This window comes from Rhizobium ruizarguesonis (assembly GCF_017357285.1).
In the GTDB taxonomy this organism is placed as follows: Bacteria; Pseudomonadota; Alphaproteobacteria; order Rhizobiales; family Rhizobiaceae; genus Rhizobium; species Rhizobium ruizarguesonis.
The window spans coordinates 472,805-490,878 of the sequence record NZ_CP071682.1; the positions used below are offsets into that span (position 1 = coordinate 472,805).

Consider the following 18,074-nt stretch of genomic DNA (forward strand, 5'->3'; position numbering starts at 1 on the left):
GCACGGCGCGGGCGCCTTGGTGCAAGGTCGGGCTCCGCGCGTAAGATTGTACGCACGCTCGGCGACGCAGCGTATATCCTGATCAAGGACTGGCCATCCGATGGCACCCCGAATGGAAGAGGTCTTCGTTGCGCAATCGGACCTTCCAGAGACTGTATGCAGCTCGAAGCAATGACGAGTTCGCGCTGTTCTGCGCCATTCGGCGCCTCATCGAAATCAAGTTTTCATCGCGCAATGCTGCGTCGCACCTGGAGGCGATTAGGCCGGAGCCTGTTTGCTTTCCGCTTTTTCGGCGAGCGTCTTGCTCTTCCTGCGCAACTCCTGCTCATCGAGCTTTTCGATCCCGACGAATTTATTCTGAGCCTGCGAGGTTAGGATGAGCTCGTCAAGCTTCGCCTGCAGGGCCTTGCCATCGCGGTTCTGTGAGTTCTGGAGAACGAAGACCATCAGGAACGTGATGATAGTCGTGCTCGTGTTGATCACGAGCTGCCAAGTCTCGGAATAACCGAAGAAGGGCCCAAGCACCGCCCAACCGATTACAAGTGTGACGGCGACAACAAAGGTTCCGGGCCTGCCCGAGAGGTCGGCGATATTGGTAACGAACTTTGAAAAAACTTGGACATACATTCCTCCGGCGCTGGCAAAACGCGACAACAAGGTTGCGGTTCCGCAGCCGCATTAGAGCGAACTGAGGAACTCTTCCGTGGTAAGCAGATCGAGCTGCACAGAAAATCTGTCGCCCAGCACTTCAAGTGATGCGTCGTGCGTCTCGTCGGCGCCGCTGCACACGGCATCGCGCAGCACGATCACGCGATATCCCAGATCGATCGCGCCCATCGCTGCAGCAAGAACGCAGACGTCGGTCTCCCCTCCGGTGAGAACGAGTGCATCGACTGCCTCCGATGAAAGGATTTGGTGAAGTTCACCGCCTATCCAAGGCGAGTACGTCACCTTGTCGAATATGCGTGCCGGCGGGATAAGATGCTTCAGCGCTGGCACGATGTCGAGCAAACCCGGATCGAGTTGCTCGCGCGTCATTGTCCGCCATTTTTCGTAGTAGGCCCGCCACATCCCCGACATCTGTTCCGGCTTTTCCGGCGTGATGAAGCGAGTGAACACCGTCCGCTCGGCATACCGACTGGCTACTTCCTCGATTTGAGGCGACACTTCCCGCATCCATGGTACGTGCCAGGGCGTGTCCTCCGCGAACACCCGCTGCATGTCGATGCAAAGATGGATCCAATTCTCGTTCATCGGCTTTCCTCCCCCTCGATTTCAACTTCGTGCGCATGGAGAGGTTCCTAACGGCAACCACGAAGACTCTCGACGACCTTTTCCTTGATGCGCTCGAGGACATCTATTTCGCCGAAAGGCAGATCCTGAAGGCAGGCCGAATATGGCGCGCCGCCCAGTCCGAAGCAGGCAAAGCAGGATTCCTGCAGCACCGCGACGAGATGCAGGCCGGTTCGAGCGCCATGAACCGGTCTTCGAAGTCGTCGGAAAACACGCGCGTGGCAAGACCTGCGTAGCCATCCAGGGCGTCATTGCCCAAGGCGAGGAGATCATAACGGGAAGGCCATGTGGGATAGACGATGCTTGCACCGTTTGCTGGACACGGCAGCCTGTCTCGCCCGGTCAGCTGGCCAGCCAGACGGACGACGCTGTCGACGACGGCGAGGTCGTTTTCGAACGATGGTCGACCTCCAACAGCAGACGGCGCTCCGACGCTTCGAGGGACTGCACCTTTCTGAATTCGCTGACGTCGATCTGGAGGCGACGAGGTGGGTTATCCGGCCTTGTTCGTTTCAGGTATGACGACCCTGGTCGGAGGCATTGTGCTACTGACTGCAGCCTTGGCTTTCGAACCGGGGGCTGATTCCGCGCTCTCCGGCGACTGGGGCACGGTCGCATGGCTCGGTTGGTTCTTCCTGGTGATCTTCGGCTCGTTGATAGGCTACACGACCTTCATGCGCCTGCTGCGGGACATCGGCGCATGCCGCGCCGGGAGCTATGCCTTCGTTTCGCCCGTGATCGCTGTCGTCCTTGGCGCTGCCTTCTGCTGAATGGGTCACCGCAGCCGACGTGGTTGGCATCATCGTCATGCTAAGTGGCGCTTATCTCGCCATGTCAGGAGCGACGGTAACCGAAGCAACCGCTCTCGAAGGCTAAATTCGGTTGCTGCTGCGAGCTGCCAATCCGTCCGCATCATTTGCATCAGTCTTATTGAGCATCTCGTTCAATATTTTCTGCGCATGCCTGTCGCTTGACGTGGTCGTAGCGATCCGCTCTTTCCTCGTTTCCGTCTTCTGCAACAACTTTCTCGAAGACCGTCTGGCAACAGGCGAGTTCGCCAGCTCCAAACGGCGCCGGCTTTCTTACATGACCGGGCTTCCTATTTGACACGCAGACAGGAGCGCCGTTTAAAACGGCGCTCCCTCCAAATCAGGCGACCTGCCTTTCCGCGTCGATCTGCAGCGGAGCCTGCGTTTCGGCGCTGCTCCCGATCGCGATCCTGCGGGGCTTCATCGCCTCGGGAATTTCCCGCTTCAGCTCGATGCTGAGAAGGCCATTCGTCAGGGACGCATTTTCAACCCTGACGTGGTCGGCGAGCTCGAAGCGGCGTTCGAAGGCGCGCCCGGCGATGCCGCGGTGCAGATATTCACCGTCCTTCTCTTCCGCCTTCTGACCCTTCACGATGAGCACGTTGCGCTCCTGGCTGATGTCGAGATCCGTTTCGGCAAACCCGGCGAGCGCCATCTGGATCCGGTATTCATTCTCGCCAGTCTTGACGATGTCATAGGGCGGCCAGGTGTCGATGGCTTGCAGGCGCTGCGCGTTGTTCAGGAGATTGAAGACGCGGTCGAAGCCGATGCTGGACCGATAAAGCGGTGCGAAGTCGAAGTCATTTCTCATAGCCAAAACCTCCGTAAAGCGAGTTGGAATGGAGACGCGGAAACTTGGCGTCTCCGGTTCTGTCGGCCCCATCAGGCGGCCGACGGAAATGATCTGGTTTGGACCGATGTCTGGTTCAAGAGGCACATTAAAAAAATTGGACCCGATGCTTCAAACCCCTTGAACGCTGTTTTCGTTGAAACAATCTCTTTTTCACCTGGAGATTTTCAACTCCGTTTGCTGGAAGTTTTTGGGAGACACAAGATGAATACGAACGCCACTGATCAGACCCCTTCGAATGCCGCAGTCGACGCGGACTCGGCGTCGCACATCCTCCATCCGCACAGGCACTTCGACCACCCGGACGAGGTCGTGTCGGGGCCTCTTTCGACCGACGAGAAGCGCGCCATCCTCGCCTCATGGATGTCGGACCTCCCTGCGGTCGAATCCTTGCCGATGTTGCGGCATCCGCCCGGCGTCGCCAAGCCGGTTCCATACCAGGACATCCTCGACGCGCTCCAGAAGCTCGACGAGCGGTGGGACGAGGACTGGCAGAAGCAGCCCGCGCAGCGCCGGATTTTCCAGAGTTGAGCGGAGGCCGGCCATGAAGGGCAACCAGAGCAAAATCCACCTGTATCATCGCACGAGCCAGGAGCCTGTGACGCAGCGGCTGCTGGTTATTTCGCGGTATGTTGAAAACCTTCGCCGGCTTTCGCGGTTGGCGGATCGCACGGGCCGCGGCGAGCTCGGCACGGCGCTGGTGGAAGTGGCCGGATGTCTAGAGCGGATGTCCTACGATATCGCGGTCAGCGAATATAGTGCCATCATCCTGCGGCGTGCCGCGAAGCTTGTCGGTACCGTCGAAGGACTTGTCGAGCGGGAGGCGAAGCTCGCGGTACTTCACTAGGAGATCGAGTCTAGGCTCGCGCGGCCGCCAGGGATACCGGCTGTTCTTGCGCCCGTTCTCATCGTCGCAAAGACAATCGGGGTAGTTGCGATCTTGTTGCGGGCGAACGCGTTCCCGCGCGACCTGGAGCCGACGAATTGCGCTGACACGGGCCAGGCCCGCTTGCGCCGTGAACCGCGAATATGAGATGCGCGGTCTCAAGCAGGCTCCATGCGCCGGCTCGGTTCTCTCCAGTGATCCATAAACCGGTAATGAAAGCGAAGATGGCGAAAACAATCCCAACCGAAGATCAGAACAGGACCCCTAGATGCTCGCCGTCCCGAAGGGCGAAGGCCCCCGCGACCAGCGCAATATGAGCGGGGAAAAAGCCAATCGTAATGACGAGCACCCAGTGCAATCCCCGTCAGTAATTTGATCGTGCGCACAAGAACCACCGTTCCAAGGTGAGGCTGCCCGGTTTAAAAGCCGGTAAATGCCAAATTGCCAAAAGGGTCCGACCTGCTGCAAGTGGCCGGGATCGTGCTCAACAATGACCGCGCCTCGGAAAAGACGCGACATTGGCCAACGTAGCTCAGGGCGCTCCGACACCAGGTCGTAAAGCACCCTCACATTTGCTGTACCATTGCCGGAGATTGAAAGGCCCTATGATACGGGGTAATTCTGTGATCGGCAGTGGACAATCCGAGCCGGGAAAGCTGCATCCGAGTGCACCGAACGAGCTAGAACCTTTAAGACCGGTTGCGAAGTATCGCCAAACTAGCCTGCTGAGATCAACATGCAGTTCAAGCGCAATGAAATTCACGAGCTGTCTATCTTTCTCGCGATAGTCCAGTACCGAAGTTTTCGGAAAGCGGCGGATCACTTAGAAGTAACGGCTTCTGCCCTCAGCCACAGCATGAAGGCGCTTGAGCAAAGGCTGGGCGTCCGCCTCCTTAATCGAACCAGCCGCAGCGTTGCGCCAACCGCCGCCGGAACAGCCCTCGCCGAGAAGATTTCTGCCGGGCTCGAGCTTATCAACTCCGGATTGGAGGACTTGAACGGGCACTATCAAGGTGGCGCCGGCAGCATTCGCATCAATGTTCTGAAAGATGCCGCCGTTCTGCTTTTGCGGCCAGCCATCCCGGTGTTCCAGCAGCGCTTCCCGAATGTCGAACTTGAGGTCGCCGTGGATGACCAGTTCGTCGATGTCACCGCGGACGGCTTCGATGCCGGTATCCGGTACAGCGGCACCATCCCGGAAGATATGATCGCAGTTCCCCTCACTCCTCCATTAAAATGGATCGCGGTCGCTGCCCCTGATTATCTCAGAAACCATGGTCGCCCTGTCATGCCAGAGGACCTCAATTCTCACCGCTGCATCCGGATACGGACGGGCCGCGGCCAGATCTACAAGTGGGAATTCGAACGCGGCGATGACCGCCGCGAGATCGACGTTCCCGGAGCGTTGATCTCGGGCGAAACCGATCTTGCCATCAATGCGGCCCTGGAAGGCGCCGGGCTGTGCTATTGCCTGGAAAGGCTGGCAAGCCCCTATGTCTCCGCAGGGCGCCTGGAGGTCGTTCTTCCCAAGTGGGCGTCGATGGGCCCGCCGTTTTCGATGTATTATTCCAGCCGGCGGCAGCTTCCCTTCGGCGTCGACGTGCTGATCAAGCTCATTCGCGGGCTGAACGGTTTGTAGGGGGCAGCCCCCAATCGATGAGCTTGGCTCACCGGTTCAGTGATTTCCAATCTATTGATTCATCGCTCTGCCGCGTTGTACCGCTTGTGTCGAACGTTCATCAGGAAGCGGACACACCACATGAGCAAGCGGATCATCTTTACCGGTGGCAGCGGCAAGGCCGGCCGCCATGCGGTTCCATATCTGGTGCGGAAGGGATACAGGGTCCGCAACCTCGATCTCGTTGCCTTGAACTGCCCCGGCGTACAGACGCTGATCACCGATCTCACCGACAGCGGCCAGACCTTCAACGCCCTGTCGATGCATTTCAGCGGCGAGGGTCTGCAGGCGTCTGGCGGACCGGCCAAGGTCGATGCCGTCGTGCATCGACCCGATGGACAGCTATGGGCTCTCGAAGGTCGTCAACGAGAAGACGGCCCGCGCCTTTGCGATGCGCAGCGGCATCGACATCTACGCCCTGCGGATCGCCAACGTCATCGAACCGCATGAATATGAGCGTTTTCCAGGCTTCCTTGCCGATCCGCCATCGCGCAAGCGCAACGCCTGGAGCTACATTGATGCCCGCGATCTCGGGCAGATCGTCGATCTTTGCCTGCAGGCTGACGGCCTCGGTTTCCAGGTCTTCAATGCCGTCAACGACACGATCACGGCAAACGAGCCAACGCGGGATTTCCTCGGCAAATGGGCGCCGAACACGCCGATCCTGCGGGAGCTCGGCGAATTCGAAGCGCCGCTCTCGAACCGGAAGATCCGGGAGGTTCTGGGTTTCAAGGAAGAACACAACTGGCGAAAATACGTTACCGGCGCATGATGCCGCGAGGCGCATTTCCGGCACCGCCGATCAACAACTTGGAGAAAAGACCATGAAGACCACAAGACTTGGCAAGACAGGGCTTGAAGTCAGCCGCATCTGCTTCGGCTGCATGTCCTTTGGCAAGCAGACCGACGAACGCCCGTGGGTTCTCGGGCTCGAAGAGGCGCGGCCACTTTACAAGCGCGCATGGGATGCCGGCATCAATTTCTTCGATACGGCGAATGTCTATGCGCAGGGCACCAGCGAAGAGATCACCGGCGTCATGCTCAAGGAACTGGCGCCCCGCCAGGAGATCGTGCTGGCGACCAAGGTCTTCGGCCGCATGCGTCCCGGCCCGAACGGCCAGGGTCTATCCCGCGCCGCGATCCTTACCGAGATCGACAACAGCCTGCGCCGCCTCGGCACTGACTATGTCGACCTCTACCAGATCCACCGCTTCGACCCGTTCACGCCGGTCGAAGAAACCATGCAGGCGCTGAACGACGTCGTGCGCGCCGGCAAGGCCCGCTATATCGGCGCATCCTCGATGTGGGCCTGGCAGTTTTCCAAGCTCCAGCATGCAGCCGAGGTCAACGGCTGGACGAAGTTCGTCTCGATGCAGAACCAGGTCAGCCTCACCTATCGCGAGGAAGAACGCGAAATGCTGCCGCTTTGCGACGATCAGGGTATCGCCGTCCTGCCGTGGAGCCCGCTTGCCGGCGGCAAGCTGACTCGTCCCTGGGGCACCGAGACCAAGCGCGCCACCACCGACCGCTACAACAAGAGCATGTATGAGAAGACCGGCGATCGGGACGTCGTCGAGGCCGTCGAAGCCGTCGCCAAGGCGCGCAAGACGTCCATGGCGCAGGTCGCGATGGCCTGGGTGCTGCAGAAGCCGGTCGTGACCTCGCCGATCATCGGCGTCAGCAAGATGAGCCATCTCGAAGATGCGATCGCCGCGGTCGACTTCGAACTCACCGGTGATGACGTCAAGGCGCTTGAAGCCCCCTACAAATCGCTGCACGTCGCCGGTTTCTGACGACAGCGCCGCGCGGCTTTTCAGACGCGCAAGCGACACTGTAGCATTTTGAATTGCGGCATAAGAAGAGATCATGACGAAAGAAACAACCGTCGCCGGCATCCCGCAGATGGGGTACGGCACATGGAACCGCTCGGCCGATGAAGCCCATCAGGGCGTCATCTGGGCGCTCGAAGCCGGATGCCGCCACATCGACACCGCCCAGGGCTACGGCAACGAGCAGGATGTCGCCCGCGGCATCAAGGACGCCGGCGTGGCGCGCAACGAAATCTTCATCACCACGAAGGTGAAGCCCGACAATTACGGCCCCGGAGCCGTCATGCCTTCGGTCAGGGAAAGCCTGGAGAAGCTCCGCGTCGACCAGGTCGATCTGTTGCTCCTGCACTGGCCCTCGCCGCATAATAAATATCCGCTTGCCGATTATCTCGGCCAGTTCGCCGAGGTTTTCGATGCGGGCCTTGCCAGGAAGATCGGCGTTTCGAACTTTACCAAAGCGCTGATCGACGAAAGCATCCGCCTGCTCGGCAGCCGCACGATCACCACCAACCAGGTGGAGTGCCATGTCTATATGCAGAACCGGCCGATCATCGATTATTGCCAAAAGCTCGGTATCGCGGTCACGGCCTATTCACCGCTCGCGCGCGGCGCCGTCGTCGGCGACGCGGTTCTCGAAGAGATCGGCAAAGCCCGCGGCGCCACCAGCGACCAGATCGCGCTCGCCTTCCTGATCGCCAAGGGGCATGTCGTCATCCCGTCTTCCAGCAAGAGGGGCCGCATCATGCAGAATTTCGAAGCCCGCAAGATCACGCTGACGCCGGCCGAGATCAAACGGATCGAAGGCCTCGAGAAGGGCATGCGACTGGTAAACGGCGATTGGTGCCCCGTTTGGGACGCGTGAAGGTAGTTCGCTGCTCTTTCTTTCACCGCCGTCGACATCGAAATGACAGCCGCCGTTAATGCCGCGGTTGTGTTCAAAAAGGAGATAAACATGGATTATCGCAAGCTCGGTCCTAGCGGGACCGTCGTCACCGCCTATTGCCTCGGCACCATGACCTTCGGCGCGGAGGCCGATGAGGCCGCCTCGCACAAGCTGCTCGACGATTATTTCGCTTGGGGCGGCAATTTCATCGATACCGCCGATGTCTATAGCGCCGGCAAGTCGGAAGAGATCATCGGGCGTTGGCTGAAGGCGCGCCCGACCGAGGCCCGCCAGGCGATCGTCGCTACCAAGGGGCGTTTTCCGATGGGCAACGGCCCCAACGATATCGGCCTGTCGCGCCGGCATCTTAGCCAGGCGCTCGACGATTCGCTCCGCCGCCTCGGCCTCGAGCAGATCGACCTCTACCAGATGCATGCCTGGGACGCGCTGACGCCGATCGAGGAAACGCTGCGCTTCCTCGACGATGCGGTTTCCTCCGGCAAGATCGGCTATTACGGCTTCTCCAATTATGTCGGCTGGCATATCGCCAAGGCCTCGGAGATCGCCAAGGCGCGGGGTTACACGCGTCCGGTGACGCTGCAGCCGCAATATAACCTGCTGGTGCGCGACATCGAGCTTGAGATTGTCGCGGCCTGCCAGGATGCCGGCATGGGCCTGTTGCCGTGGTCGCCGCTCGGCGGCGGCTGGCTGACCGGCAAGTACAAGCGCGACGAGATGCCGACCGGCGCCACCCGCCTCGGTGAAAACCCCAATCGCGGCGGCGAATCCTATGCGCCGCGTAATGCGCTGGAGCGAACCTGGGCGATCATCGCTGTCGTCGAGGAGATCGCCAAGGCGCACGGCGTCAGCATGGCGCAGGTGGCGCTCGGCTGGACGGCGGCGCAGCCGGCGATCACATCCGTCATCCTCGGCGCCCGCACGCCGGAACAGCTCGCCGACAACCTCGGCGCCATGAAACTCAAGCTCTCCGACGACGACATGGCGCGGCTGAACGAGGTGAGTGCGCCCCAGCCTTTCGACTATCCTTACGGCACGGGCGGTATCAACCAGCGCCACCGCAAGATCGAGGGCGGCCGCTAGTTCGTGGAATGGGACGGTGGCCGAGCCGCCGTCCGGTTCGCCGCTGAGTGGGACATGCAACGATTGACGTCGCGCTGAGGCTTGACCTGTCATGCCCTACAAGCGAGACATGACCGGTAGGGGCACTCGCCGATCAGCCTCCATTATTCCGATTGTGGCGGTGCTCTTTTACTTGATGCGCTCTTAGCTCGCCCTGCGGAGAACCCTATTGCCGCGCTCATCGGGTACGGTGGCCACTCAGGTGGCTGGCATCGCTGTAGCGGCAAGCAGGCCAGCGCCCTCAAAATTAGACCGATATAGATTATGTCGTTCCAAACGATCATGAAATCGCTCGGAAACTTTTGGGCCCAAATCAGCAGTCACTTAGCGCGGCGCTCTCATCGCGTACGGCAAATGACCGATGCCGGACCCGCGACGCCGGTGTTTCCAGTCCGAGTTTGATTAGGTGAAGTCTAAGGGCGATTACTGCGCGCAATTACACCGAACCGGCACCAGATCAGTCGTGACCGTTTCCGTCGAGTGCAGAGCGCCAACTTGTCGTGAAATTCAAAACGGACAGCATCTGGAAGCTGTCGCACCAGTTAATGCGCAAATCATTGCAAACATCGGATATACGCCGGTTTGCCCGCTGGGTCTTCGGCTTGGAAGCTTCGACTGTGACGATCGTGCGCTCCGCCCGGTTGGCCATCGCATAGGCGATCAGGAAGGGATCTCGACCGATCTCGATAAACTCTGTGTCGTTCAGATCGGCAGCATAGGCCGCGATTACAGTTTGAACCAGCCCTGGGTCAGCATCCTCGTCTAGCCGAAGGCTGGCAGCATTGTCGGCCTCCTTCAGCCATTGGCCGATCGGAGACTTCTCGGTAATCTCTTCAAGGATTTCGACAGGAATTTTCAGGCGATTGGTGTTACCCATATGGACAAGCCATTCCCAGAATTCAGGCACCCGATTGATCGGATAATAGAGATTGTGCGCCGTGATCAGGACGTTTGCGTCGAGAAGACGCACCATATGTCCTCAGGCCGCACTGTTGGTCAGAGGATAGACATTGCTCGGCTTAACCCCGAGAATAGTGGCTGCCTTTGATGGCGACAGCGCGCCATCCGCAAGCATCCGTTTGGCCAACTCGACAAGTCGGTTTCCAAGCTTGTGGCGACGCACAATATAGTAACTGGGGCCACCTTCGCTCTCACGCGCTCGATCGCGCTGTGCGGCCTTGCTTCTCAGCCACCGCTGTCGGAAGAGTGCCGTTACCGAAGACCACATACGTTGATCAATGATGCCTTCTCGGTAAAGCTTGTAGGCAACCATGGAATGGCTCACCTGCCGCGATTCCGCGATCGCAGAGATGCGGGCAGCGATACGCTCCTGCGCAGCGCCGGCAAGGTTGTCTTCCGCGGCTATTTCGGCTGTGGGCAGCAGAATGCTCCCCGCCACATCATTGCAGAGTGTTTCGACAGCATTGCTTGGTCCACCGCCGCTCACGCCGGTCTGCCCGAGCCAAATATGTGCGAGCTCGTGCAGGAGCGTGAATGACCAAGCTTGCTCGCTGTCCTGGTCGTTGATCACGACAAAAGGTGCGACCGGATCGGCAAGGGCGAAACCCCTGAATAGCTCGACATTCAATGCGCTGTGATGGCTGCTAAGGTTCCCGATCAGCAGGACGAAAATGCCGGCAGCTTCGACGCGATCGCGAAGATAGGCGAAACCCCTCGGAGTTCCCCTGCCGCTTCCATGGCAGAAAATCTGCAGGTCGAAGTCGAGCGAGCGCCGGATTGCGGCGGCAATTGCCTCAGGATCCCTCTGCCCTTGAAGAGACCCGACGAAGCCCAGTCGATCAGCCTCCTCTTCAGCCTCGAGGACAGCACGAACCATGTCCTGGCGCGCGCGCACTTCCCGAAGGAGCGTGTCGACCAACGCAGCGTCGCGTTGCGCAAAGTCGGCAGGAGGGGTCCGAAAATCCTCCCCTCGCGCAGCAACAGCGGGCGGGTTGGCCAGGTAGAATGTCAATATAGGCCGACGATAGAGGGCTGCCATTTTAAGGAGAAGAGGTCGAGAAGGCTCAACCTCTCCGGCTTCCAGCATGGTCAACCGATCGCTACCCGCAACTCCGCGAGCAGCGTTAAGGCCGATTTTCTCAGCGGCTTCTTCCACGTTTAGACCCGCCGTCTCGCGAGCCCAACGCAGGATCTCTGGGTTGACCTTGGGCACTTCTTACCTCAGTTCGGACAAGCCGATACTCGGTTTGATTTGAGCATGCAATCGTTACCGAAATATGGGTATGTATGAAAAGGGAGGTCGTCAAACGGTCGTTTTTCTACGGGCAACGATTGCTCTTGACATTTCCAAGACGACCGGTCATTTTCATTTCATGCCAAGAGCCAGTGTAAAAGAACAGATCGGCGTTGCCGGCCTCCGGACCCTTCATCAGAAGGGATACAACGCTTGCAGCATCCAGGACATTACCGAAGCGGCCAGAGTCCCGAAAGGTTCCTTCTACAACCACTTTGAAAGCAAGGAAGATTTCGCAATAGATGCCTTGAACCGCTATTGGGAAAAAGTCGAGGACTCGCTTCGACTTCTCGCCGAGGCAGGCGCCCCACCTTTGACACGGCTCAATCGCTATTTCCGGCATCTCAATGATACTGCGCGCGAGAATCAGTACCAGACGGGTTGTTTCGTCGGGAACATGAGCGCTGAAATGTCCGATCAGAGTCTGCCGATCCGCGATAAGCTCGCTGGCCTGCTGAAGGTTTGGAGCGGAGCAATCGAGACCTGTGTCCGCGAAGCGCAATCCGATGGCTCGGTAAGGTTGGATATCGATGCACGGTCGCTCGCTGCGTTTCTTCTCAACAGCTGGGAAGGGGCGATGATGCGGGCAAAGGTGGATAAAAGCCATGCGCCGCTGGAGGACTTCGAAAAGGTCGCTTTCACCTCCCTGGCTTCTTCAGCCACAGCGACATCATAGAAAATTTCAGCCGGTACAAGATGACTGGTCATTTTACTTCAGCTGAAAGCCAGCCACCCGACGCGATACCCCGCACGCGGCGCAAAATCCTAACTGCCAACGTTCGTAGCAAAGGAACATCGAACATGCGTGCAATGAGAGCAGATGACTTTCGAGGTTATGACGACTTGAGGCTCGCCGAAATCCCAAAGCCCAGTCCCTCCGGAGGACGGGTTTTGGTTCGCGTGACAGCGGCCGGCATTACACCGCTCGACCATACCGTGCTGAGCGGACAATTTCCGCCGGCGAAGGCGCCGCTGGTCCTCGGAAACGAGGGGGCCGGCATTGTCGAAGGCGGCGACGGCGATTTTCCCGACGGGACGAGAGTCGTCTTCTGCGGGTCTTTTGGTGTCTTCGAGGATGGCAGTTATGCCGAATACGTCTCGGCGTCGAAGGAACTGCTATATCGCATCCCCGACACTATCGACGATATTGCCGCGGCCGGAATTCCGGTTGCCTACCTGACCGCCTATATCGCGCTCATGAATGCAGGGTTTAAGCCCGGCAAGAGCGTCCTTGCTCCAGCAATCGGCGGGTCGATCGGCAATGCCGTGACCCAGCTGGCGCGCACGCTTGGCGCCCGCTACAGCATCTCCTCTACAGCAAGCCACGCAAAGGCCAAAGAAGCAGAAGCGTTAGGTTTCACGGATGTCATCGACATGTCTGCCGAAAATCTGGCCGACGGCGTCAATCGCATCACGGATGGCTATGGTGCCGATATCGTCATCGATGGCATCGGCGGCAACATCCTGAGCGAAGCGCTCAAGGTCCTGGCACGGGGTGGGTCGCTGACAACCCTTGGTTATTCCGCGGGACGAGAATCAACGATCAACGTAACCGACCTCATTTGGAAAACGGCAAGCATCAAGGGCTTCACACTCTCCGCCGAAAGCGTGTCAGTCCGCCAGGAAGCCTGGTCGGCGATTTCGGGTTTGCTTGCATCGGGCAAGATCACGCCAATCGTCGCGCGGACGTTTCCCTTGGAAAACGCGGCTGAAGCGATGCGTTATCTGATCGAGGAACGTCCCTTCGGGCGGATTATCCTAACGATTTGAACACGAGGACCGACGTCACGTCTTATGGTTATCGACTTGAGGCCGCTCCGTCCCGGCAGCGGCCCCAAAGAAACCACCGAAACCGGCTCCGCGTCGCATGCCATGGTACCTAGGACCAATGCGGCAGCGATTATCTGGAACGATCGGCAAAGTGCCAAGGTGGCCAGATGTCTCAGCAGATGAACGGCTTGCAATGGAACGTCCTGTTATTCCGTCTAATTTAAAGTCTAAAGACGACCAATTTAAATTTTCATGTCCAACATCACTGAAGGGCGATGCGTCTACTCGCACTCGGAGGAGGCGGCGAAGAAGGGCCCGGACGGAGCCACGCATCTCAGCTCACAGGCTGTCGCGCATCAATGTGACCGGGCGGCAAATTTGACGGACCGATCCCGAAGAACTCGCGCGCGGTCAAGCAGGCGCCATCCCCTGGAACGCAGGCGCGGCAGACGTCAGGCCGAAGATCGTACACTTGACAGGATGTCTCTGAACCGACGCGACCGACGAGTGCGGAGCAACGCGCACCGTCGCAGCGCATTCCCTGCTCGTTCGCGGCTACAAAGTGCGCCGGCAGCAAATCGAGAGCAGCTTCTGTTTCGGTGGAAAATCTGGGCCACGTCGGCGAAAAGGAGCAGCAGGCTCCGCAGCTTCGGCAATCAAAATCGATCAGTGATGTCATGAGCCGCTCCTACCACAAAATCTGCTGACCGATCGAGAGACCGCGAAGATCATTTATGCCGAGCTTCGTCCTGTTCTTCGAAGTCGGGCACCGTCGCATTGATCGTCGCCAACGCACGTTGGGATGAGGGCGGCCGGCCCTACTGGGAACGCGACATCGCACTGGGTACCATTCCGCTACGGATTCGAAATTCGCCGAGGATTCCAGAAGGAGGCCTTAGCGCTTCACGGTCATGATCGGCGCTGGCCATGACCTCTGCCCTGGCGTCGGATTACATTTGAAAATCAATAGGAAGAGCTTTGCCTACGAGGGGTCAACCTTCGGCTCCGAATTGGTGCTGGGCCGAATACGAAAAGCCCCAGAAGGCGATGCGCATCATCGTCGTCAATCTAGGGAGACATTATGTTGCCTGCTTAGTCGTTTTGCTTGATCAACCCTCCGGCGGAGGTCACAACGCGTCCTGCGGCGACGGGACGCCGACGCGAATGGCCTGCGAAAAATTCGGAGAAACACCGTCATCGCGCGCCCTTGCAGCGATGTGTGCGGCCGACCGCAGTTGCGACAAGGGAACCGAGGTATCCAGCGCGCCCCGGTCATAGGCGTATTCCGGCAGGTATCCATTGACGACGAGGCGCCAGTCCGTCGGCACGGCGTCGCCTGCAACGCGCATCATCTTGACGATCGTCGTCGTGCAGTTGGTCGTCAGCGAATTGTAGAAGGCGGGCGTCGCCGCGAGCGCGTTTGCGTCGGAGACGTACTCGCGCAGAAGAAGCCTCGCAGCCGCCGGCGACGCCCTCAGACGGTAGATCTGGACGTCCTCACCGCGAAAATTGGAGCGGAGACCGATCACATCTCTCTCGTCTGCGGCGAGGATGACCAGAGGACTGTTTTTGAAAAGGTCCGCCAGCGGTGAGAACGAACCTCCGGAAAGGCGACGCACCTCGATAGACCACGCCAGATAGCGGCCGTCGTCGAAGCCGAAGCTCATCATGACATGCGCGATGGTCGGACCTGACCAGTACGACATGAACATGTCGACGCTCTTCAGCTTGTTCAGGTCGTAACTGCGCGTCGTCCATCGTTCCGTGAAGTCGGTGGCGCTGCGCCACTCGAAATCGCGGACATTTGTCAGCGTCAACAGATCACCGTCGAATTCGCCGGTGACCTGACGAGCGACGTCCGGAGCCCACGCGCCATTTGCCGGCGGCTCGATCGTGCTCCACCAGACGAGGACAAGGACGAACGCGGCCGCAAACCCGAGGACCGCACGAAAGCGCCTCCTGCCAAAGAGCGCCACGATGACCCATGCGCCAAAAAGCCCGAACAAGATGGCGCTGGCTTGCCTGCCGACCTCGGGCAACGGCAAGCGGTACCAAAGCGCGAGCGACGACCAGGCCGATACGAAGGCAACAAGCAGCACAAGCACTGCAATGACGATCGCACGGACCGGTCGAACCATTTTGATTTTCCAAACGAGTTTGAAGCGTCCGTCCTGATCGTTGGACCCTATCGGTTTCCGGGCTCGAAGCCCAGAACCGATCCGAAGCGACGGGGGCTACGGATCCTCCATTTTTGATATGGCTTGCATTCCGCTGGCGCGACCGACGGTGCCAACAGGCATGACAAGACCAGGCATAATCCTCTGCGAAATCTCCCCTCTCCCTCCAGAGCGTCAGGGGACGAAGGGGAAGTCCTCCAACACGACGATTTCTCGCAGCTGAGTTTTCAGTCGCGGATGTCTGCATCAGAGACGAGCCCATATCGGCGGAGTTGGCGGCTCGACATAGGACCCGACACGCATCACAAAACTGGAGAGCCACGCTTGACAATAGCGATTAGAGAACTCGATGGGATACGATCTCGATTTTTTAATGTGTTTCACCGTAGAGATTGTCCACAGTGCCCCTGATTGAGGAAACCTGCCGTGAAATTGTTCGACTGGCTGATAGGATATAAACCGGCGCCGAAGGGCGCGGACCGCCAATCGACGGCAACGCTTCGCAATGATCTTCTCGCTATCAATAGAAAGACTGCGCCGTTCGTCGTTCGTGACGGCAAGCCGGAAGGCGTCGATCTTGTCGCTGAATGGAAGATCGTTGATGCCCGCTGGTACGAACTATTCGCCAAAGCCGGCCTGCAAAAGGTGTTCAAGGTGCTGATGAAATTCGATCCTTCCAATTGCGAAGTCCGCGTCGTCGATCAGGAATGGTCCGTCGAATGGCGCGCCGGCGTGCCCACGCTTGCGTTGAGCGCTAATGCGTTCCGCGGTCGGAAGTGGGAAAAAAGCTTCGAGATGGCCTTTGCCTTCAAGGAAGACCTGTCCTACGGCAAGGTTTACGAATATCGCTTCAATACCGCTGAAATAAAGACGCCCCTCATTGAGGCCGCTCATCGGGCTGGCTGGGGCTGGAGAGGCGTGGCGTTCGGGAAGTTGTGAGCCAGCGTCCAAACCGCGCCATCCCGGTCGTCCTCGATTCCGGCGAGGTCAGCTAGAATGGCCTCGTCTCGAGGCGAGGCGATAAGATGGCAAGAACCTATCTGTATGAAGCCGCCGACGCTGTGACGACGCGCAAGACCGGCGGGTCAGGTCTGCGCCCCTGGGCCTGCGCGATTGCCGAACGAACGGGGCCCTATTGAGCGGTATTCTGGCGGCTCGGAAACATCATCCGCTAGCACTGAGGTAACGATGACGATCGCATCTGAAACAGGCATGCGCTGCGCTGTATCCAGTGCTACCCGGAAGCAGTGGTCGCCCTTGTTCATCTGAGGTTCATTCAGCAGGTGTAAGCGTTTGTGGTGTACGGCGAATGAACCAAGGGGAGTGTCATGGGGCTTTTCGATGGTTTGGGCAGTGTCGTCAGCGACGTCTTGAATGGCAGGCCAGTCAATCTTCTGGCTGTCGCCGAAGATGTTTTCCAGAATGCCGGCGGGCTCGATGGCGTTCTCACGCAACTCAATCAAAGCGGGCTTGGCCATCAGGTAGCCTCCTGGATAGGCACGGGAGACAATATCCCGATCACCGCGGACCAAATTCGCGCAGCGCTCTCGTCAGAGCAGCTACAGGCCCTTGCCTCCAATCTCGGCATCGATATCAGCAAGGTACCCGAGCTTCTCGCGGAGCACCTTCCGACGGCCGTAGATCAGGCAAGCCCGAATGGAATCCTACCGTTGTCAGCGTCTTAGCGCCGAGGCGGAAGCGTAGACTGAAACGTCAACATCATCGACGGAGGCCAATCATATGTCACACAAACTGCTTCTCTCCGCTGCCGGCTCGCTGGTCGCTGCTTTTATCATGTCGTCGCCGGCGCATGCCTTGACGATGAAGGAGTGCAGCACAAAGTATCAGGCCGCCAAGGCCGACGGTTCCGCCAAGGACGTGAAGTGGAACGATTTCCGCGCAAAGTTCTGTGGCGCCGACGCTGCTGCTGCCGACAAGGCTGACGAGGCGGATGTTACCGCCACGAGCGAGAAGGAACCGGCAAAGCCGACGACCGCGGCGCCGAAGAGCGTCAAGTTCCCGAAGGCGATCGACAAGAAGTATTCGAGCGAAACGCCTGGCAAGGCCCGCCTGCACACTTGCGTCGACTCCTACCATGCGGCCAAAGATGCCGGCACGCTCGGCGATCTCAAGTGGATCCAGAAGGGCGGCGGCTATTGGAGCCTGTGCAATACCAGCATCAAGGCCGCCGGTTGATCGAAGCTTTAATCGGTCTGCAGATACAGGAAAGACCGCCACGAGCGGTCTTTCCGCTGCCGCGGCAACAACGCACTGATCCTATTTGCACGATGATCTGCGATCCGGGCGAGATGGTCGGGGAGCAAACCGGTGGATCAAAACGGTTCATTTTCGCTGAAGGCTCTGATGGAAGCACGCGGGACCAGACTTCCTGGTCAGTTTGAGACCGGGCGCAAAACTAGGTTTGGCCCGTATTTCAACATCGCAATGGCCCCGCACCTTTCGCCTTGAGTTCGAAACAGCGGCCTCCCCCTCCCATTTTAGACT

At 58.9% G+C, this 18,074-nt stretch carries 20 protein-coding genes and 3 pseudogenes; 14 read left to right on the forward strand and 9 right to left on the reverse strand.

What is annotated here, in order from left to right; all coding sequences use genetic code 11:
• Nucleotides 1-258: 258 nt before the first annotated feature.
• The gene (locus J3P73_RS36505) at nt 259-627 is read right to left on the reverse strand and encodes a low affinity iron permease family protein (RefSeq protein WP_207580415.1); all 369 of its coding nucleotides are present in this window, start codon (nt 625-627) and stop codon (nt 259-261) included.
• Between the two features lie 51 nt (nt 628-678).
• Entirely contained in the window at nt 679-1,254 is a 576-nt protein-coding gene (locus tag J3P73_RS36510) for a cysteine hydrolase family protein (RefSeq protein WP_024323960.1), read from the reverse strand.
• A 35-nt stretch (nt 1,255-1,289) separates the two neighbouring features.
• Here J3P73_RS36510 and J3P73_RS36515 point away from each other — a divergent pair.
• Nucleotides 1,290-1,567, forward strand: a pseudogene (locus J3P73_RS36515) (YciE/YciF ferroxidase family protein); the annotation flags it as partial.
• Nucleotides 1,568-1,645: 78 nt separating this feature from the next.
• On the opposite strand, the pseudogene J3P73_RS37990 reads toward J3P73_RS36515, so the two are convergent.
• Nucleotides 1,646-1,770 (reverse strand): annotated as a pseudogene (locus J3P73_RS37990) (blue-light-activated histidine kinase); the annotation flags it as partial.
• 65 nt (nt 1,771-1,835) lie between these two features.
• On the opposite strand from J3P73_RS37990, the gene J3P73_RS37995 reads away from it, so the two are divergent.
• On the forward strand, nt 1,836-2,063 hold the full coding sequence (locus tag J3P73_RS37995) for an EamA family transporter (RefSeq protein ID WP_245002787.1): 228 nt from the start codon (nt 1,836-1,838) through the stop codon (nt 2,061-2,063).
• A gap of 379 nt (nt 2,064-2,442) precedes the next feature.
• Here J3P73_RS37995 and J3P73_RS36525 read toward each other — a convergent pair whose 3' ends face one another.
• Nucleotides 2,443-2,913: an Hsp20 family protein gene (locus J3P73_RS36525; RefSeq protein WP_018068018.1), complete on the reverse strand. Its 471-nt coding sequence runs from the start codon at nt 2,911-2,913 to the stop codon at nt 2,443-2,445.
• Nucleotides 2,914-3,156: 243 nt separating this feature from the next.
• Here J3P73_RS36525 and J3P73_RS36530 point away from each other — a divergent pair, with 243 nt between their 5' ends.
• From J3P73_RS36530 to J3P73_RS36560, 7 genes and pseudogenes are all read left to right on the forward strand, one after another.
• Nucleotides 3,157-3,483, forward strand: coding sequence for a hypothetical protein (locus tag J3P73_RS36530; RefSeq protein ID WP_075225945.1), 327 nt, complete (start codon nt 3,157-3,159; stop codon nt 3,481-3,483).
• 13 nt (nt 3,484-3,496) lie between these two features.
• Nucleotides 3,497-3,799, forward strand: a complete 303-nt coding sequence (locus J3P73_RS36535) for a hypothetical protein (protein ID WP_018068020.1) — start codon at nt 3,497-3,499, stop codon at nt 3,797-3,799.
• Between the two features lie 775 nt (nt 3,800-4,574).
• Entirely contained in the window at nt 4,575-5,477 is a 903-nt protein-coding gene (locus J3P73_RS36540; RefSeq protein WP_018068021.1) for a LysR family transcriptional regulator, read from the forward strand.
• A 120-nt stretch (nt 5,478-5,597) separates the two neighbouring features.
• Nucleotides 5,598-6,288, forward strand: a pseudogene (locus J3P73_RS36545) (NAD-dependent epimerase/dehydratase family protein).
• A 52-nt stretch (nt 6,289-6,340) separates the two neighbouring features.
• A complete protein-coding gene (locus J3P73_RS36550; RefSeq protein WP_024323956.1) occupies nt 6,341-7,309 on the forward strand; it encodes an aldo/keto reductase in 969 nt (322 codons plus the stop codon).
• A gap of 73 nt (nt 7,310-7,382) precedes the next feature.
• Nucleotides 7,383-8,207, forward strand: coding sequence for an aldo/keto reductase (locus J3P73_RS36555; RefSeq protein ID WP_018068024.1), 825 nt, complete (start codon nt 7,383-7,385; stop codon nt 8,205-8,207).
• A gap of 90 nt (nt 8,208-8,297) precedes the next feature.
• Nucleotides 8,298-9,329 (forward strand): aldo/keto reductase, encoded by a 1,032-nt coding sequence (locus J3P73_RS36560; RefSeq protein ID WP_131589476.1) that lies wholly within the window; start codon nt 8,298-8,300, stop codon nt 9,327-9,329.
• 496 nt (nt 9,330-9,825) lie between these two features.
• Here the strand turns inward: J3P73_RS36560 and J3P73_RS36565 are convergent, their stop codons facing one another.
• Nucleotides 9,826-10,341 (reverse strand): DUF4411 family protein, encoded by a 516-nt coding sequence (locus J3P73_RS36565; protein ID WP_018481350.1) that lies wholly within the window; start codon nt 10,339-10,341, stop codon nt 9,826-9,828.
• A 6-nt stretch (nt 10,342-10,347) separates the two neighbouring features.
• Entirely contained in the window at nt 10,348-11,541 is a 1,194-nt protein-coding gene (locus tag J3P73_RS36570; RefSeq protein ID WP_207580314.1) for an ImmA/IrrE family metallo-endopeptidase, read from the reverse strand.
• A gap of 70 nt (nt 11,542-11,611) precedes the next feature.
• Here J3P73_RS36570 and J3P73_RS36575 point away from each other — a divergent pair, with 70 nt between their 5' ends.
• Together J3P73_RS36575 and J3P73_RS36580 are read left to right on the forward strand one after the other, a co-directional pair.
• Nucleotides 11,612-12,298, forward strand: coding sequence for a TetR/AcrR family transcriptional regulator (locus tag J3P73_RS36575; RefSeq protein WP_018481347.1), 687 nt, complete (start codon nt 11,612-11,614; stop codon nt 12,296-12,298).
• 20 nt (nt 12,299-12,318) lie between these two features.
• A complete protein-coding gene (locus tag J3P73_RS36580) occupies nt 12,319-13,392 on the forward strand; it encodes a quinone oxidoreductase family protein (RefSeq protein ID WP_226307245.1) in 1,074 nt (357 codons plus the stop codon).
• 334 nt (nt 13,393-13,726) lie between these two features.
• On the opposite strand, the gene J3P73_RS36585 is transcribed toward J3P73_RS36580, so the two are convergent.
• Together J3P73_RS36585 and J3P73_RS36590 are read right to left on the reverse strand one after the other, a co-directional pair.
• Nucleotides 13,727-14,071: a YkgJ family cysteine cluster protein gene (locus tag J3P73_RS36585; protein ID WP_018481345.1), complete on the reverse strand. Its 345-nt coding sequence runs from the start codon at nt 14,069-14,071 to the stop codon at nt 13,727-13,729.
• Nucleotides 14,072-14,519: 448 nt separating this feature from the next.
• Complete coding sequence (locus tag J3P73_RS36590) at nt 14,520-15,530, reverse strand: Lnb N-terminal periplasmic domain-containing protein (RefSeq protein WP_024323970.1); 1,011 nt, start codon at nt 15,528-15,530, stop codon at nt 14,520-14,522.
• 465 nt (nt 15,531-15,995) lie between these two features.
• Here J3P73_RS36590 and J3P73_RS36595 point away from each other — a divergent pair, with 465 nt between their 5' ends.
• Entirely contained in the window at nt 15,996-16,508 is a 513-nt protein-coding gene (locus J3P73_RS36595; protein ID WP_075226169.1) for a hypothetical protein, read from the forward strand.
• 146 nt (nt 16,509-16,654) lie between these two features.
• On the opposite strand, the gene J3P73_RS36600 is transcribed toward J3P73_RS36595, so the two are convergent.
• Nucleotides 16,655-17,047: a hypothetical protein gene (locus tag J3P73_RS36600; RefSeq protein WP_024323971.1), complete on the reverse strand. Its 393-nt coding sequence runs from the start codon at nt 17,045-17,047 to the stop codon at nt 16,655-16,657.
• Here J3P73_RS36600 and J3P73_RS38000 point away from each other — a divergent pair.
• Both J3P73_RS38000 and J3P73_RS36605 read left to right on the forward strand, forming a co-directional pair.
• A complete protein-coding gene (locus tag J3P73_RS38000; protein WP_245002811.1) occupies nt 16,940-17,254 on the forward strand; it encodes a YidB family protein in 315 nt (104 codons plus the stop codon). The genes J3P73_RS36600 and J3P73_RS38000 overlap by 108 nt on opposite strands.
• Before the next feature lie 55 nt (nt 17,255-17,309).
• Nucleotides 17,310-17,765, forward strand: coding sequence for a hypothetical protein (locus tag J3P73_RS36605; RefSeq protein WP_018483799.1), 456 nt, complete (start codon nt 17,310-17,312; stop codon nt 17,763-17,765).
• Nucleotides 17,766-18,074 lie beyond the last annotated feature (309 nt).